Consider the following 17,080-nt stretch of genomic DNA (forward strand, 5'->3'; position numbering starts at 1 on the left):
GAAGCCCTGTCAAACCCTAAAACTATACGTTATAATTAGCTATGAATTTTATTCAAAGACACATTCGTTTTGTAGCCGCCGCTATAGCAGCAGGCGTGCTCATGGTTGGATGCAGTGATTCATTGTTGCAAGACAATAGCAGCACAGCTCTGTCAACTGATGCAACCCGTTCAACTAATGCAACGGCTGCCCTGACGGCCGTATCATTGTCAGAAGGATTTGAAGTGGGAGGCACAAGCCCCAAGACTGCTTACGATGTTTCACCTACCGGATCATCCAGTGGTGATAACGTTACACTGCAAAGTAAATCATGGAATATGTATGATGCCTTGATCGGCAACCTGAGTGGCGATTTGAAATCGGGTTCATGGTCGGCACGTGTACGCAACACCGGCAAAATTACGATGCTTTTTGATGTTACTACCGGCATCAGCACTGTAACCATCAAACACGGTACATACTCGGGCGATGCTGCCAGTACATGGGGATTGTGGTATTCCGTGAACGGTGGAAGCACCTGGACGCAATCAGGTTCTAATGTAACGACAACTTCTGCTTTGCAAACACAGACTTTTACATTGAATATTACGGGTACTGTTCGTCTCGAAATTCGCAAGGCATCCGGCTCCAGCAACCGCATCAACATTGATGATATTACGATCAATGATAACTCCACTGGTGGTGGGGGAGGAGGAATTACCGGAAAGAAATTTCTCTTCGATGCATCACACTACGAAAATGCCGGCAGCGCAGACTGGCAGATCGATGCTGATGGCACAGAAAATGTACCTACTTATACCGGAGGCACAACCGTAGAGACAAAAGCGCAACGTATTCCTACACCTTCTTATACCGGCATCACCTCCAGTACATCTGAAACTTATTGGAAAGGTGCTATGTCTGCATGGGCAGTAGAACTTGTAAAGCGTGGCCAACTGGTAGAAACTTTGCCTGTAGGTACAGCAATCACCTATGGCAATGCTTCCAATCCACAAGACCTGAGTAACTATGATGTGTTCCTGGTAATTGAGCCAAATCGTCTTTTCTCTGCTTCCGAAAAAACAGCTATCATGAACTTCGTTTCCAATGGTGGTGGTCTGATGATGGTGGCCGACCACACAGCCGCTACTACAGCAGGCACCGATGCCAACGGCTATAATCCTTCTGACCGCGATGGCGATGGTTATGACTCTCCACGTGTATGGAACGACCTGATGACAAACAATGGTATAAATAATAACAATCCGTTCGGCTTTGTTGTAAACTATGTAGACATCAGCGAACAGCCTACTACCAATGTATATACCGGCAGCAATGCAAATGCACAAGCTGTGCTGAACGGACTGGCGGGTGCAGCTTCCAAGCTGGCGTTCTACAATGGATCGACTGCTACACTATATCCTGCTAACAACAGCAGCGTACAGGGATTGTTCTGGAGAATGAGCGGCACCGTGGGCAGCAACACGAACGTAATGGCATTGCTTGCTACGTATGGAAGTGGTCGCGTGGTGTTTGTTGGCGACAGCTCACCTTCGGATGATGGCACCGGAGATACAAACGACAATCTCTTCAACGGATGGTCTGGCGATGCTCCATCAGGCTATACTTCACACCCTGCCTTGCACCTGAACGCATCCCTCTGGTTGGCTAAAGCCCAATAGGAAGGAGCAAAGTATAAAAAATAAAACGTTGTATGTTAAACCAGGAGACGACCAATGGTCGCCTCCTTTATTTTTGCGAAAAAGCAATCAGGCCATGGCGATCAATTCCCGATTATACTTGTTCTTATACTCCAAAGGCGAAAGGCCCGTTGTTTTCTTGAATATGGTGCGGAACGCTTTGATGTCGGAGTAGCCAACGTCGAACATGATCTCATTTATATTCTTGCGACTTGTTTCAAAACTTTTCTTGGCGGCTTCGATCTTTACACGTTGTATATATTCTGATACCGTATTGCAGGTTGCCTTCTTGAATCTTCGTTCCAGGCTTCTGCGGCCAACGGCTACAACACTGGATAATTGATCGACTGTGATCTTATCCTGAAAATTATTCTCAATAAACTCCTGTGCTTTCTTTACCGATTCATCCTGGTGATCGCGCTGCCCTTTAAACATAATGAAAGGTGACTGCGTTTCACGGTCAATCTCAATAGCAAAATATTTGGATGCGAGAATGGCCAGCTCACGGGTTGTATATTTCTCCAGCAGGTATATCAGCAGGTTCCAGAATGAATTGGCGCCTCCGCTGGAATATATACCTTGCTCATCGGTAATAATCTTGTCGGATACCAGCTCTACTTCGGGGAACAATTTTCTGAATTCATTCACCGACAGCCAGTGCGTTGCACATCGCTTGCCATTTACCAATCCCGTAGCGGCAAGAAGAAAAGCTCCAACACAAAGACTTGCCACTTCTGCTCCTTGCCGGTGTTGCTTAACAATCCATGGAAAGAACTCCTCGTTGGCAGCAATTACATCATTCATGTTGCCATTCACAGCCGGTATAATAATTAAATCAGTTTTGGTAACAGATGCTATCGATGCGTCAGGGCGCACATGAAACAGTCTGTCGTATACTTGTGCTTCTTCTGTTATGCCTACGAGCTTTACATCAAACAACGGAGGCTTGCCGAAGCTTGCCAGAAAATCATTGGCTTTGGTAAAAGCAGTATTGGCACCTTCAATGCAGCTCAGCGCGGCTGCGCCTTTGGGAACAAGAATGGAGATGTGTTTCATAACTGAATTTTTTTTCTGGGGTTAAGGCAAAAAGACTGCTGATCTTTCTATGTCAAAACTAACAGAATCGATTGTCGGAGTCAACCCGTTACAAAGCCGTATTTGCACCCCGGCATTCATCATGGCACGCAGTACTTTTGTGATGGCAAGCAGTTCATGATACCATATAAATGGTGATTGTTCAACCATTCATATACAGCAAATATAGTGGGCCAGGAGAAGGTAAATTCATGATAGCATGAATGTAAAGCATAGGCCGTATTGATTATGTATTTTACGCGATCATTATAACATCTATAAAACAATTACAATTATGTCAGCAATCAATCCTTACCTCAGCTTCAACAACAATTGTGAAGAAGTTTTCAATTTTTACAAGTCAGTATTCGGTGGCGAGTTTCTTACCGTTATGCGTTTTAAGGAAATGGCTCCGCATCACCCGGTTGATAAAGCAGAAGAAAACAAGATCCTGCACATGGCATTGCCGATCGGGCATGGCACCGTTTTGATGGGAAGCGATACACCGTCATCCATGGGCCAGGTATCGGTGGGTAATAATGTTTCTATTGCTATTCAACCCGATTCAAAAGAAGAAGCTGACAAGCTTTTCAATGGTCTTGCGGCAGGTGGTAACGTAACCATGCCCTTGTCGAATGCATTCTGGGGTGCTTACTTTGGTATGCTCATCGATAAGTATGGCATTAACTGGATGGTGAACTACGATCCGAACAGGCAATCATAAAACTCAGCGGCTCACGTGGTATATATACTGGCGGCATCCGGTATATACACCACGGCTGCTGTATTAATGCGGAAAGTCTATCAGGTATATATCAGCCCACAATTTGCCGGTAATGTATATTTTGTCAGCAGTGGCATCGTAGGCAATTCCGTTCAGTACATCAGAGCCACGGTTTTTATTGCGGGCATGTTCTGCCAGCGAGCTCAGGTCAATCTTGCCCACTACGTTTCCGGTAGCCGGGTCGATCTTTACTATGTAATCCTTCGTCCACACGTTGGCATAGATAAAGCCGTTGATATACTCCAGCTCATTGAGATTATCGCGTGCGTTACCTTGCTCGGTTACCGATAACGTCTTTACCGGCTTCTGATCATCCGGATTTAAAAACGTTAATGTACTGGTGCCATCGCTCATAATCAGCTCCGTTCCGTTGGTAGTTAATCCCCAGCCCTCCTTGTTTGTATACTTGAACTGGCCGAGAAGCTTGAATGATTTTGCATCGTAAATAAAGCCTGTCTGATTTTTATAGGTGAGCTGGTAAAGCTTGTCTTTCAGAAACACAATGCCTTCTCCAAAATATTTCGAGCGATCAAGCGTGATCTTTCTATCCATCTTGCCGGTAGTGGAATCAATAATACCTACCAGCGATTCTGTTTCCGCTATATCAGATGGCGACCCCGTGCTTTCGAAAAGCTGACCATTGTATACCAGCAGACCTTCGGTAAACAGGCTTGTATCGTGCGTATAGCTTTTAACCACGGTATAATAGATTGCGGGCGTAGATGGTGCGGGCGCAGCGGCAGCTTCCTTTCGCGATGTGTTGGTACATCCCGTATATGTAGTCAGGATCAGTACGAACAAGAGCAGACTTGTCCCTTTAGAAGAGTGGTGCATAGCATGTGGAGATAGCGCGCGCAAATTATACTTTTCTTTTTATGAAAGCAGATTATTGTTTATGATGCCATGTGTTGCAGAACTTTTTCCATTAGCGTTTGGCGGTCAAACGGTTTGGCGAGCATATCATCGGCACACGCTTCGAGGGTTTGTTCACGCAGGTCGATGCTGGAAGAGATCAGGATTACAGGTATAGGCTGCGTATCCGGTTGTGATTTTAATTGTCTGCAAAGATCAAGGCCACTTGCATTGCCCAGGTTGATGTCGATCAGGTAAAGGTCGGGAAGATGGACTTGTGCATTAAGAAGATCCTGTGCATGTGGGTAAAGATCCGTCTGAAATCCTGCCGTTGTTAAAATTACCTGTAACAATTTCAGGGCATCTGTATCATCTTCAACGATGGCAATTCTCTTTTTCATAAAATGTTGGAGGGTTGTTCGAATGATAGCACCTGCTGGTATAATACCCCCCAAAGCCTGTTAAAAAAAAGTTTGAACAATCTTGCACTTGCGTGAATTTTCCTATGTTTACCGACTGAGCATCAAACTACGCTAACGGCTTTCATGGAAAAGAACGCTGCAGATGATTTTGGAACCCTGTTTCGGCAGCATCATAAAAGCCTGTGCAACCTTGCCTATAATATTGTGAGCGATGCCGATGCGGCCAAAGATATTGTACAGGAGGTTTTTCTCAGACTGTGGAAGAATCGCGATCAGCTTATCTTCGGCGAACAGATTACACATTACCTGTTTAAAGCCACCGCGCATACATCGTATAATTATCTGCGTTCGAATAAAAAGATTTCACCGCTGCAAGACTATGCTGGCCTGGAAAAGCTCGCCATGGCTGCGGGTACGGAACGTGTAGAATACCAGGAACTGGAAGTGCGTGTACGAAAAGCTGTAGAAAACCTGCCTCCCAAGTGCAAGGCAATTTATATACTAAGCCGCCACGAAGGCCTGAGACACCAACAAATCGCTGACACGTTGGGACTCTCCGTTAAAACGGTAGAAAACCAGATGGGCATTGCCCTGGAGAAGCTTCGTAATGAGCTCAAACCGTTTCTGTCACTGGAATTTCTGGCCACCGCGATGGGTATTGGCATAAGTCTTTATCGCTTATTTTTTTTCTGATCTTTTTTCTATGCCGCATTAGGGGGGAAGGCCCGGTCATGTGCTATAGAGAAAACGGAGAAGATCTAAGGACTCAAACTTGAACATTATGAAATCTGTTATTGGCTTGATCTTAATCATTACGGCTTTAACCGTATCTGCCTGCTCGCAGTATACCTGTGCTGCCTATGTAAAGCATACTCCTGCGGCCGGCAACAAACAAAACGAGGTAAAGCTTTAAGCGCTTTACTTTAACCGAACTACCCGTTTCATGACACCCGAAACTACCTGGCAAAAAATTTCCGCGTACCTGTCCGGTGATCTCACCGAAGCAGAACGTGTCATTTTTGAATCCTGGCTGAAGGAATCAGAAGAAAACCGTTATCTGTTTCGTGATGCGAAAAAGATATGGGACAGCTCGGGCATAAAGCTACAGATTCCGGATGCCGCTACTGAAGCGGAGCTTGTGCGGTTCTACGATCGTGCAGAACGTGAAAATGCTCCGGGGAGAATTATTCCTTTATTCCTGAGAGAGAACTGGTGGCAGATTGCTGCCAGCATCATTGTTGTATTGATGGGAGCCTATATACTTTGGCCTTTCCGTTCGATACATCCACCCAGGCAGGAAGAAATTGCATACCACGCAGGAAACGAAGTGCTCACAGTATATTTACCCGACAGCACGCGTGTATGGCTGAACCGAAACAGCAGTCTTTCGTATTCGAAAGATTTCAATGCATCGCGCAAGGTAAAGCTGCAAGGTGAAGGATATTTCCAGGTAAGAAAAGATGCCAGCCGGCCTTTCGAGGTATCTACACGTACTACAGCCGCTGTGGTGCTCGGCACATCCTTCAATGTAAAAGAAGAAGATAGCCTTACCACGCTTACGGTAGCAGATGGTAAAGTACGGTTCTCATCTATTGAGGCAGAGGGTATACAGCCTGTGGTGGTAACGCGCAACGAGCAGGCTACCTTCAGTGGTGATACAAAATCACTTCGCAAATCATCTAATCGTAACCGACATTTTGCATCCTGGCGCAAGCATTACAATCCAATTTATGAACGAGAAAAGAAGTATAGTGCGTACTATCTCGCTACGCGCTATAGCTGGCGCAAAAATGCCATCAATCAATCTGTAATCGATGGTCGAATTGTTAACCGGTCATCGCTGGCTACTTATACTGACATTGTATTGACTGTTACCTATTCGCGCAGCGGAGGGCCTCGTCACACTACCGAGGTGGTAATACGACAACCCGTAAAGCCGGGGCAGACAATAGACTACCGGAGACGACTGCTCGATATATTTACGGATACGAGCTTTTTACATGTACAGGTTAAATCTGCAGAGATCGCTGATGATGAATATTGACTCTACCTCCACTTCGCGCGAACAACCGGAAGCGCGCTTCGAAACCTTTACTATTCCCCAACACGCGGAAGCACTCATATCACTGGCAGAAAAGATCATTCAGCAACATGCGGTCGAGGGTGCCATGAGTCCGGTGAAACCTCACCTGATTGCTGACCTTAATTATCGCATAAGCTCTGCTAAACTAAAGCACGATCAGGGTTTGAAGTATGCGCGATTAATGCAGGAGGCATTTGCAGAAAGAGATGTGCTGCTTCGTAAAAGCATTGCTACCGGTAAAGAAGATCGCGATGTAAAGAGCATCATTGAAGCCGTAATGCAAGTGCTGCAGCAACATTATGCAGAAAAAACGGAAGGTTTTATAAACTGGGGGTTCGGAACCCGGCAGGATCTATAATCCGCCGCAGCCCATTATCCAGGTTTTGCCCTGGAAACTTCCCAGTCCCTCTTAAACCCTGGATCACTCCAGGGTTTTATTTTTTTTTTACCATACGTGTGCTAACGGTTTTGGTTTTTTTACCCGTGTTGAGCACCACTTGTGTTTCGCGTATTGCTATTCTCGGCAGGGTATCGAAGTTAGCATCGATGTAGGCTTGCACCAATGCAGCGTGATGCTTCACCATGCTGCGCAGTATCCATGATATGGCTTTGGTGATCAGAATTTCTTTTTCACTTTTCAGGCGATCAATATTCTCGAATATTATCGCTGCCATTTCCGGATAAGCTTGCCTGCGTACCGGCGAGCAACACAACACCAGTGATGCTCTTCGCTTCTGTATGTTGGCGCTTTTAGAGAACTTCCTGAGCAATGGTTTCCATTTTTTCCACCGGCCATCGATCTCATACGCAGTATAATCACCGGTGCAAACAGCATCTACTTCCGCCCAGCCTATGAGATGATCAAGCCAGTGATCAAATAGCGCCGGATCAAAATTACGTTGCTCATCCGTTGAATAGTCCAGTAGTATACCGGCCATGCACTTCTCTGTAGATGATTCAGCTTCAATTAAACTGGTAAGAAGTTTAGCGAAAGCAATGGCAGAGAGATCGCGGTGCTGCTTCATCCATGCGCGCGCGATGGTGCGAAGTACGGGGGCGCGAATGGCATAGCGCGGATGTGTGTTGCCAAGGTAGCTGTCCTGAAATGTATGCTGGCTGGCCTTGCCCGAATTTTTTTGAATGGCCGCCAGTATCTCTGTATGATGTGCGTTTACGACTGCCATATATACCGGTATATTTATGCCTTCTGATTGCGGATCGTTTCGCGATCAAAGCTCGGTTCCGTAGCCAGTACCTCGCCGATTTTGCTCACCACATCGTCCAGGTTATGACTGGAGTCTTTCAGATGTGCCAGTATTTCCTTCTCGGTTTCTGACAGGGATGTTTTGTTCAGCAGGTTGATGAGTCCAAGAATGCTGCAAAGTGGTCCACGCAGCAGATGCGAGTTGATAAAGGCATACTCGGTTAGTTTCTGGTTGTGCTTTTCCAGCTCCAGTGTTCTTTCGGCTACGCGTTCTTCGAGGTGAAAGTTGGCTTCTTCCAGGCGGTTGTTGATCTGGGTGATCTCTTCGTTCTGATCTTTCAGTAACTTATTCTGTTGCTCAACCTCAACAGTAAGCAATTGCAGGGTAAGGTTCTGGTTCACCAGCCGTGTTTGCACTGTATGCTGCGTATAACTGAACAGGATTGCAATGGTAGCCGTGACGAGTGTGAACAATACACCGGCGGCCGTAAAGTTGATAGGAACCACCACCGTTTCGTATGTACTGCTGCCGCTGGATACATATATACCGTTGCCGATAATAAAACACAGAATAATCACCGTCAGTGCAATCGTTTCGATGGTGCGGGTAAACATGGTAAGGAACAGCGGTGTAAGCCCCATCCAGAAAACCCAGGTATGAAAGAACATAGGGTTGTTGAGAATTTGTACCTGGTTAATGGTGAGTATAAACAGTATATTGATAACAACCAGCCAGCGGTGTCTTACCTGCAGCAGCGAGAGCATCAGCAACAGGGCTGGCGTTATGGTGAGTACAATCATATACCATAGCGATATACTTCTGAAATCGATGATCAGTTCAAGTATAACACCGAGAAAAGCGAGCAGGGAAATGGCTAACAGATAGTATCGGAAAGCAAGCACCCGCGAGTTATCCTGTCCTTCCGGTATTTGGGTCTTCATTAAAAAATTTAGCATGTCTGCATCATCACAGGTTATAATCCCTGCTGAAATAACTTAAAAAAAATCATTTGCGCTAAATTGTGGCCCTAAATTTTCAGGTAGCGCCTTTCATCGTGTTTGAAGAGAGGCATTATTTTTTGATCTTTCAGCAATCATGCGTAGTCTTATATTCTTTCTTATTACAGGTTGTTTACTCACGGTAGTTCACGCACAAAAGCTTCCGAACTACGAGCGGGAGGCGCGCCTGTTAATTCATAAACTGAACGAACAACACTATAGCCCAAAACCGGTCAACGATGAATTTTCGGGTGAGGTGTACGATGCATTGTTACGAGAGATCGATCCCGACAAACTTTTCTTTACAGAAGCCGATCTCAAACCATTGCTGAAGTATAGATCGTTACTTGATGATGAGCTTAACGGCAGTGGCTGGAATTTCTTTACCAGCCTGGCGCAGGTATATAAAGGTTGTTTGCAGCGCTCGTCAGCGATCATTGAAGAGCAATCGGCAGCGCCATTTAAAAAAGACTTTCGCGAGTTCTTTGAGTACGATACAGCCAAATGGCCATTCAACGATCAGGAGCGCGTATACCGCTGGAGACACTGGCTGAAGTACCAGGCATTCAACCGGCTTGGCGACAAGCTGAAAAATTATACCGGCAATGCTGCTGACTTCTATACGCGCCATGAACCCGATGCACGCCTTCGCGGAAAGCAACAGGAGCTGCGCGCTATCAAGCGCATACTCAATCATCCTTCCGGGTTTGAAGCATACCTCGCCGCGGCTTACTTCCAGACGATCGCATCCGTGTTTGATCCGCATACTACCTATCTGCCGTTAACCGCGATGGAAAATTTTATGTCATCGCTGAGCACCGAAGGGTATTATTTCGGTGTAACGCTCGATGAGAACGACCGTGGCGATGTGCTCATTGCTGCGCTGGCACCGGGTGGCCCGGCATGGAAATCGGGTGAGCTGCATACGTCCGATATACTGCTGAGTTTACAATGGGAAGGACAGGAACGCATTGATGTTACCGGCCTCTCGGTAGAAGAAGCAAACGATGTACTGTCTGACGATAACCATCAACAGATGGACTTCACCGTGCAAACTGCCAGCGGCCTTACACGCACGGTACGCCTGCGCAAGGAGAAGATATCGCTCGAAGAAAATTACGCACGCAGCTATTTACTGAAAGATAAATATACCATCGGGTATATTTCGTTACCTGATTTTTATACCCGCTGGAGTGATGAGAGTGAAGGCACACGCTGTGCCAGCGATGTAGCAAAGGAAATACTCAATTTAAAGAAAGAAAATATTGACGGTCTTATTCTGGATGTACGCTACAATGGCGGAGGATCGTTGCAGGAAGCGATGGCCATGGCCGGTATATTTATTGACGAAGGCGCATTGGGTATACTGAAAGACAAGGCGCAACATGCTACCACACTGAAGGATATGAATCGCGGCACGGTATACGATGGCCCGCTGATTCTCATGGTAAACGGACAAAGTGCTTCGGCATCAGAGTTTCTGGCGGCTGCATTACAGGATTACCATCGTGCGGTTATCGTAGGCAGCACTACATTTGGAAAAGCAACCGCGCAGAATTTCTTTCCCCTCGATCCCGCCCAAAAGCCACCGTCACTGGATAATCGCCTGAAGCAGGGTACGGGCTATGCGAGCATTACTACCGACAAAATATACCGTGTTACCGGAGGAGCCGTGCAAGGCCGCGGCGTATGCCCCGATGTTGTACTGCCCGATCTGTTCGAGGCACTCGACCTCGGTGAAGCGAGGTTGCCCTTTGCATTGCCGCTCGACTCGGTCATTAAAAAAACTTACTACAAACCTTTATTGCCATTGCCGTTGCTGTCATTGAAAAAGAACAGTAGCACGCGTGTGCAATCTTCCGCACCTTTTCAGGAAGTGATCAAGAGCCGTGAATGGCTGGCATCGGAAGTAAAGAAGAAGCACGAACCGGTGCTGCTCCTGTGGGACGATTTCAGTAAACATACAATAGAGCAGACCAAACACTATGCATTGCTGGAACACGCCTTCAGTCAGTCCGTTGGCACATATACCGTGGCGAACAATCAGCAGGACAAACAACGCGTGGCCCTGGATGAATATACCCGAAAATTTAATGACACCTGGTTGAAAAAACTGGCCCGGGATATTTACCTTGCGGAGGCTTTTAATGTGATGACCGATCTCATTGAAGAGACAAGCCACAAATGAAATTTATAATATCACTAACCTAACCTGATTTACTTGTATGATCATGCGCTTCACCGGTGTATTGTTATTGACCCTTACATCTTTCCTTGCTTCCGCGCAGAATTTTCAAACCCCTGTTGAGTATATGGACTTCTTCAGCAGCCGTGAGAAACTGCTGTCGGAAAATTATCTCAGCTATATGAGCGAATTTGCGCATGGCAAACGTGCCCGCAAACTGGAAAAACGGCGCAGCGAATTGATAGCCAGCATCCGCAGCGCACTGAAAGATGCTACACGCGTTAGTCCTTTTAAAGGAGATGCAACCCTGCGCGATGCTTACAAAGCGTACTGGGATATAGAGCTCAAAGTATTCAATGAAGATTACCATAAGATCGTTGACATGGAGGAGATTGCCGAGCAATCGTACGATGCCATGGAGGCGTATCTGCTGGCACAGGACAAAGCCGGCGAAGTGTTGTCATCGGCACAGGATCAGATCGACCCGGTGTTGAAAGCTTTTGCATCGAAAAACAATGTTAAACTGATCGAAGGAGGTGACTCTAAAATGTCGAAGAAGCTGCAGCAGGTAGGCCAGGTAAATGCTTATAACCGCGGAGTATACCTTATATTTTTCAAGAGCTTCAAACAGGAAGCCTATGTTATTGAAGCCTGGAATAAAAAAGATATTAACAGCCTGGAGCAGAATCGAACCACGCTGATACGTTTCGCCGAAGAGGGGCTTACCAAACTTGATACCATGCGTGCCTTTAAGGGAGATGGTTCATTGGTAACAGCTTGCCGCAAGATGCTGGAGTTTCATAAAAACGAAGCCGAAAAAGATATACCGCTGCAACGCGAGTTCCTGGTAAAGAACAACGAGTTTGAGAAAGTAAAGAAAGCGTTTGATTCAAAGCCCGCAGCACAACGCACGCAATCCGATATCGATCAGTATAACAAAGCCATTAACGATATCAATGCCTCTGTAAACGCTTCCAACAAGTCGTTGCAAACCGTGTCTGTCAACCGCTCTAAATTACTCGACAACTGGAATAATACACAGAAACGCTTCCTGGATTCGCATGTTCCGCATTAAGCTATATATTGCGGCATAAACCCGGGACGTCTATTATGAGAGAAAAACAAGTACACATACTGGTTGGCTGTGCCGATGCGCGTGATCTTAGCCAGGTTCAGATTGATGTGATCGACCGGATCACGGCAGAATTCAGAGAAACAGGCATCGATATCGAAATGCATACGATACGTGCTGCCGGATCGTTTATTACGCCTGATATTGTGATGGATATCAAACGCACGTTTGAGCAGGCACAACGTAACTGCCTGGATGTTCAGATGCCGGTAAGTTACTTCGTGCACATACAAACACACGGGCACTTAACAGAAGACTCTAACGATAATTACATCAGCCACGTTCACGATCTCAAAATTGTTGATGGCTCTCCACTGAATTGCGGTATGCTCGGAGCTTCTGCCGTAGGAGTAGAGATTGAGCAGATGATCGTAACCGAGAAGCCGGTGATAAATATGAGAGGTCGCGCGGTAGTGATCGACAATGATACCAAGATAAAATACTTGCTGCGGGAATATTATGCGTACGATGGCTACCTGGCTGGTGACTGGATTTGCAGTATCGATTTGCTGCGCACACACCCGCGCCATCAACGCACCGTGTTGGAGAAAGCCATTGCTACCGACCCAGAGCTTAAGATGCTGAATGTTCAGATCACCTGTGGTATTCTCGACTACGCTATACATGCACTGATTCGCGTAGATGACGGAGAGCCTTCGGTGCCTTTCTGGGATACTGTGCAGAATGAAATCAGAAAGTATGCACAGAACAATCGCCATGCAAAAGATATACTGATCAATCAAAGCCGTATGCAAAAACCATTTGCTGGTTTGTTATGCATGAGTGATCCGCGCATGTCATCACGCTTGCTTGCGGCCAATTACTATATGCGCCTTAAGAACATTGATCATACAGGAGAATATCTTCCCAACACAGTGTTCAACATGACAGGCAGTTCATTTGATATTCCGCAAACCCCTTTTGGTCCGTATGTAGTGGCAGGATTTTTCTATGCGGTAAAAAGCCTCGGTCTTACCGACCAGATGGTGATGGGATACGATGCCAATCAGACCAATCGCATCATTCAAAAAATAAAGAATGACCCGATCATGAATATGGTAGTGCAGAAATTCAACGTAAACCTGATACCGCTTAACCAGGTGGAACTTCAGGCGCACAACGGCCAGTAACAGCGAATAACTTAACAAGCCAATAGAAGCAATGCGGTATAGCTTTATGCCGCATTGCCTGCCACTTCCAAAAGCGTTACCTTGCGCAATCTTTAGAACCTAACTCGCTATACTCTATGATTGGCTTCTACTCACCCCTGTTAATCCTGCAGGCATTCTGCCTGTATCATGCTTACAGTAACCGCGCAGAGCAACGCTGGTATTGGCTTATTGTACTTTTTCCGGGTATTGGTTGTGCTATATACCTGTATCACAGCTTTTATAATCGCCGAAGTATAGAAACGATTGCCGAAGGTGTAAAGGGAGTTGTGAACAGTAACTACAAGATCGAGCAACTGGAAAAAGCTTTGCGCTTCAGTGATAATGTTACCAATAAAGTAAACCTTGCCGATGCGTATGCTGCCAACGGTCGCTACGATGAAGCACTGGCGCTCTACCAGGAATGCCTCACCGGGTTTATGGCCGATGACCCGGTTATCCGCATCAAGGTATTGTTTACTTCATACCTCAAAAAAGATTATCCAACCGTAGTAACGTGGGGTCAGCAACTTGAATCGGAAACTCGTTTCAAAAAAGCGGAAGAGCGCGCGGCTTACGCATGGGCGTTGCACTATACCGGAAGGACTGCTGAAGCCGAGAAGGTGTTTATCGAAATGGATTCAACGTTCACGAACTACCGGCAGCGCATTGAATACTGTAAATTCTTAAAAGCTACAGGCAAAACAGAAGCGCTGAAAAGTAAGTTACAGGAAATGAACGAAGAGCTCGAACATCTCAAAGGCCCCGAGCGAAAATTCTATCGCCATATTGGTCGTGAGATACGCGAACTGCAAAACGCTGAAAAGGCATAGGATAAACTGTAATGGCTTGAGGCTACTGTGTTAGATGGGTGCTGCGGTATTGAGTGTGTTGTGCATTTGAAATTTTCAAAATCCAATTACACAAAGCATCACAAAGAAGACTCAAAGTTTCACAAAGGTAAATGTTGATTTTATTTGTGCATTGTAGTCTGGGGAGGATTTTTATAATGAAGTATTATGAATAGAACTTTAGATATAGAAAAGGTAGAGAAAGAATTAGGCATCAAGCTTCCCGACTTTTTTATTGATTTTCATCGTCAGCAGGCTCAACTGTTGGAAGAGTTACGAAATGTATCCAACGATTTTGACTACATCACCATATCATCGGATGCCGACTGGATGATTGAGCACAATAGAGATTTTCTTAAACTTCCCAACGAAGCCGGGCTATGCCGTAATAAAATATGCATCGGAACGGATGGCTGCGGTAATGATTCTTTTATCTCGCTTCTGGGTAATGATAAACGAGTGTTCTTTATTGATCACGAAATAGCCGGAGAATTGATCGATGAAGAAATCAACGATTTCAAATGGGAAGACGAAGAGATGACCCGGTATGAATCACTGGAAGAGTATGTTAAGTTTTATATTGATATTTATAGAGGTTTATAAGGATGAAGGCTTCGTATAGTGTGAATGCTTCTGAATGTTTTATAAAAAAGTGAGCAGCATTCGCCGCTCACCTGAAGTAACTGATATTTACTATTTGCTTACGTATTAAAAATCCAATTCCATAACCCAGCTATCCATCACCCAACTATTTGAAGTGCCGTGATTGCCGGAAATATCGCCATCGGTGCTATTGGAATATCCTGTAGTTAGAATATTCTTTCCATTGGCTGTTATAATAGTTTGATTGATTTCGTCCCGGCCAGAGCCACCAAATGTTTTGGCCGTTAGTTCACTACCAGAGGCGTTAAGCGTCAGAATGAAAGCATCGGTGTCACCACCATGACTCTTAGGTATATCGCCATCGGTGCTCTCAATATATCCTGCAACAACGTATTGTCCGGTTGAAGTAGTTACAATAGAATTAGCATAGTCATCAGCTGAACCTCCAAAGGTCTTGCTCCATTGCTTCACACCGGAAGCATCCAGTTTAATTACCCATCCATCGGAATGGCCATGATTGCCGGGAACATCACCATCAGTGCTCAGTGTGTTTCCTGCTATAGCATAACCACCATCAGCAGTAGCAATAATAGAATGACCGTAATCATCGCCCGAGCCACCATACGTTTTGATCCATTGCTTGTTGCCGGAAGCATCCAATTTAATTACCATCATATTATCGCCACCGAGGGTATTGGTAAAATCACCGTCTGTGCTCTTGGTATAACCTGTAATGGCATATCCGCCATCGGCAGTAGCAATAGCAGAAGACGCTTCTTCGCTTGATGTACCTGCAAAAGTCTTAGACCATTCAATAGTACCGGAGCTGTTTAACTTCAGCAACCAGATATCATAATCGGTATTGCCACTCCAGTTCCAGACAGTACCGGTTACAATATAGCCACCATCTGAAGTAGCAATGATAGAGGTAGCCTCATCACCGGCTTCTTCGCCAAAACTTTTTGCCCACTGTTTATTGCCGGAAGCATCCAGTTTCACGATCCAAAAGTCACTACTTCCATAATTATCAGTAACATCCCCATCATCGCTACCAGAACGACCGGCTACAGCGTAGCCACCGTCTGTTGTGGTTATTACTGCGAACGCAACGTCAAATCCAGATCCTCCAAAACTTTTCGACCATTGCTTCGTGCCGGAAGCATCCAGTTTCAATACCCAGAAATCATAAGCTTCATTATCAGGACCACTATGATAGCTGGACACATCGCCATCTGCAGTGGACGAATATCCGGCAACTATAGATCCTCCATCCACTGTATTGGTTATTGCAAGGCCCTCATCGTCACCACTTCCTCCAAAGGCTTTAGACCACTTAACATTTGTAACACCTGTAGTCGAGGGGTTTTTATCGTCATCTTTACTGCAAGAAATGATTGAAATAAATAAGATAAAACATAAGAACTTTTTCATAGATATACTTATCGGATTGGAATTAGCTGAACGAGTAACAAGTGAAAATATAGTTTCCTTTGGGTGGGATTTGATAGTTGTATAAGTAACGTTCCGCTAAAATAAATAAAAAATGCTGTTATGCTAATTAAAAATACGGCTTACCACCATCGTGATGCATAATAAAAAATCTGGTTATACTTTACCACATTTATTATAAGCCACTCTACATTATATAGATGTACGCACCATCGGTTAGGAAGTTGTATAACCTGAGTCGGTGCCTATCCTGCGATAACGCTGCTACGGAGACCTGCAGAAATAAAAATGTATATTTTATGTGGCGTTCATACGGTAATGTGATCAACTTGCAGCCCACATCTTCATTTTACATATCTTTAAGATGGTTACTCGAATGCAATAGAACTCCTTTTACATTGTAACTATTGGGGTCTTCAGGCCTTGTTTCCTGCTATCTCTATGTATTAGCACTGCAAAGTTTTCGGTTTTTTAGCACAACAATACCCTGAAGATTTTTTTCAGTAACACGGTTTGTTTATTTTTGCCGCAGCTTCTCCTGGCTCCGTATTTCAATGGATAGAATTTAAGATTCCGATTCTTAAGATGCAGGTTCGATTCCTGCCGGGGCTACAC

The 17,080-nt window shown here is 45.3% G+C and carries 17 protein-coding genes and 1 tRNA gene; 12 read left to right on the forward strand and 6 right to left on the reverse strand.

Annotated features, from left to right (window positions below; genetic code table 11):
- Positions 1-41 precede the first annotated feature (41 nt).
- Complete coding sequence (locus tag V7Q33_RS13775) at positions 42-1,661, forward strand: hydrolase (RefSeq protein WP_331980113.1); 1,620 nt, start codon at positions 42-44, stop codon at positions 1,659-1,661.
- 87 nt (positions 1,662-1,748) lie between these two features.
- Here the strand turns inward: V7Q33_RS13775 and V7Q33_RS13780 are convergent, their stop codons facing one another.
- The gene (locus V7Q33_RS13780; protein ID WP_331980115.1) at positions 1,749-2,735 is read right to left on the reverse strand and encodes a GlxA family transcriptional regulator; all 987 of its coding nucleotides are present in this window, start codon (positions 2,733-2,735) and stop codon (positions 1,749-1,751) included.
- A gap of 313 nt (positions 2,736-3,048) precedes the next feature.
- On the opposite strand from V7Q33_RS13780, the gene V7Q33_RS13785 reads away from it, so the two are divergent.
- On the forward strand, positions 3,049-3,477 hold the full coding sequence (locus tag V7Q33_RS13785) for a VOC family protein (RefSeq protein ID WP_331980117.1): 429 nt from the start codon (positions 3,049-3,051) through the stop codon (positions 3,475-3,477).
- 63 nt (positions 3,478-3,540) lie between these two features.
- Here the strand turns inward: V7Q33_RS13785 and V7Q33_RS13790 are convergent, their stop codons facing one another.
- Both V7Q33_RS13790 and V7Q33_RS13795 read right to left on the reverse strand, forming a co-directional pair.
- The gene (locus V7Q33_RS13790) at positions 3,541-4,371 is read right to left on the reverse strand and encodes a glutaminyl-peptide cyclotransferase (protein WP_333820215.1); all 831 of its coding nucleotides are present in this window, start codon (positions 4,369-4,371) and stop codon (positions 3,541-3,543) included.
- 59 nt (positions 4,372-4,430) lie between these two features.
- On the reverse strand, positions 4,431-4,790 hold the full coding sequence (locus tag V7Q33_RS13795; RefSeq protein WP_331977479.1) for a response regulator: 360 nt from the start codon (positions 4,788-4,790) through the stop codon (positions 4,431-4,433).
- Between the two features lie 144 nt (positions 4,791-4,934).
- Between V7Q33_RS13795 and V7Q33_RS13800 the strand changes: the two genes are divergently transcribed.
- The 4 genes from V7Q33_RS13800 to V7Q33_RS13815 all read left to right on the forward strand — a co-directional run bounded on the left by V7Q33_RS13800 (position 4,935) and on the right by V7Q33_RS13815 (position 7,252).
- Positions 4,935-5,504 (forward strand): RNA polymerase sigma-70 factor, encoded by a 570-nt coding sequence (locus tag V7Q33_RS13800; RefSeq protein WP_331977477.1) that lies wholly within the window; start codon positions 4,935-4,937, stop codon positions 5,502-5,504.
- An 88-nt stretch (positions 5,505-5,592) separates the two neighbouring features.
- Positions 5,593-5,724, forward strand: coding sequence for a hypothetical protein (locus V7Q33_RS13805; RefSeq protein ID WP_331977475.1), 132 nt, complete (start codon positions 5,593-5,595; stop codon positions 5,722-5,724).
- Positions 5,725-5,754: 30 nt separating this feature from the next.
- Positions 5,755-6,855, forward strand: a complete 1,101-nt coding sequence (locus tag V7Q33_RS13810) for a FecR domain-containing protein (protein ID WP_333820216.1) — start codon at positions 5,755-5,757, stop codon at positions 6,853-6,855.
- Positions 6,842-7,252 carry a hypothetical protein gene (locus V7Q33_RS13815; RefSeq protein ID WP_331977471.1) on the forward strand — a complete coding sequence of 137 codons (411 nt, stop codon included), beginning with the start codon at positions 6,842-6,844 and terminating at the stop codon, positions 7,250-7,252. Before V7Q33_RS13810 ends, V7Q33_RS13815 begins: the two co-directional genes overlap by 14 nt.
- 76 nt (positions 7,253-7,328) lie before the next feature.
- On the opposite strand, the gene V7Q33_RS13820 is transcribed toward V7Q33_RS13815, so the two are convergent.
- Both V7Q33_RS13820 and V7Q33_RS13825 read right to left on the reverse strand, forming a co-directional pair.
- Positions 7,329-8,078 (reverse strand): DNA alkylation repair protein, encoded by a 750-nt coding sequence (locus V7Q33_RS13820; protein ID WP_333820217.1) that lies wholly within the window; start codon positions 8,076-8,078, stop codon positions 7,329-7,331.
- A 14-nt stretch (positions 8,079-8,092) separates the two neighbouring features.
- Positions 8,093-9,040 (reverse strand): hypothetical protein, encoded by a 948-nt coding sequence (locus V7Q33_RS13825; RefSeq protein ID WP_333820218.1) that lies wholly within the window; start codon positions 9,038-9,040, stop codon positions 8,093-8,095.
- Between the two features lie 154 nt (positions 9,041-9,194).
- On the opposite strand from V7Q33_RS13825, the gene V7Q33_RS13830 reads away from it, so the two are divergent.
- The 5 genes from V7Q33_RS13830 (at position 9,195) to V7Q33_RS13850 (ending at position 15,016) form a co-directional block, all read left to right on the forward strand.
- On the forward strand, positions 9,195-11,285 hold the full coding sequence (locus V7Q33_RS13830; RefSeq protein ID WP_333820219.1) for a carboxy terminal-processing peptidase: 2,091 nt from the start codon (positions 9,195-9,197) through the stop codon (positions 11,283-11,285).
- 37 nt (positions 11,286-11,322) lie between these two features.
- Positions 11,323-12,357 (forward strand): hypothetical protein, encoded by a 1,035-nt coding sequence (locus V7Q33_RS13835; RefSeq protein ID WP_331977463.1) that lies wholly within the window; start codon positions 11,323-11,325, stop codon positions 12,355-12,357.
- A 35-nt stretch (positions 12,358-12,392) separates the two neighbouring features.
- Positions 12,393-13,544, forward strand: a complete 1,152-nt coding sequence (locus tag V7Q33_RS13840) for a hypothetical protein (protein ID WP_331977461.1) — start codon at positions 12,393-12,395, stop codon at positions 13,542-13,544.
- 116 nt (positions 13,545-13,660) lie between these two features.
- Positions 13,661-14,395: a tetratricopeptide repeat protein gene (locus V7Q33_RS13845; protein ID WP_333820220.1), complete on the forward strand. Its 735-nt coding sequence runs from the start codon at positions 13,661-13,663 to the stop codon at positions 14,393-14,395.
- A gap of 186 nt (positions 14,396-14,581) precedes the next feature.
- A complete protein-coding gene (locus V7Q33_RS13850) occupies positions 14,582-15,016 on the forward strand; it encodes an SMI1/KNR4 family protein (protein ID WP_331977457.1) in 435 nt (144 codons plus the stop codon).
- A gap of 105 nt (positions 15,017-15,121) precedes the next feature.
- Here V7Q33_RS13850 and V7Q33_RS13855 read toward each other — a convergent pair whose 3' ends face one another.
- Entirely contained in the window at positions 15,122-16,447 is a 1,326-nt protein-coding gene (locus V7Q33_RS13855; protein ID WP_331977455.1) for a hypothetical protein, read from the reverse strand.
- A gap of 558 nt (positions 16,448-17,005) precedes the next feature.
- On the opposite strand from V7Q33_RS13855, the gene V7Q33_RS13860 reads away from it, so the two are divergent.
- A tRNA-Arg gene (locus tag V7Q33_RS13860) sits at positions 17,006-17,077 on the forward strand.
- The last annotated feature ends 3 nt before the right edge of the window (positions 17,078-17,080 follow it).

It is taken from the genome of Ohtaekwangia sp., assembly GCF_036786105.1.
Classification (GTDB): domain Bacteria; phylum Bacteroidota; class Bacteroidia; order Cytophagales; family Cyclobacteriaceae; genus Ohtaekwangia.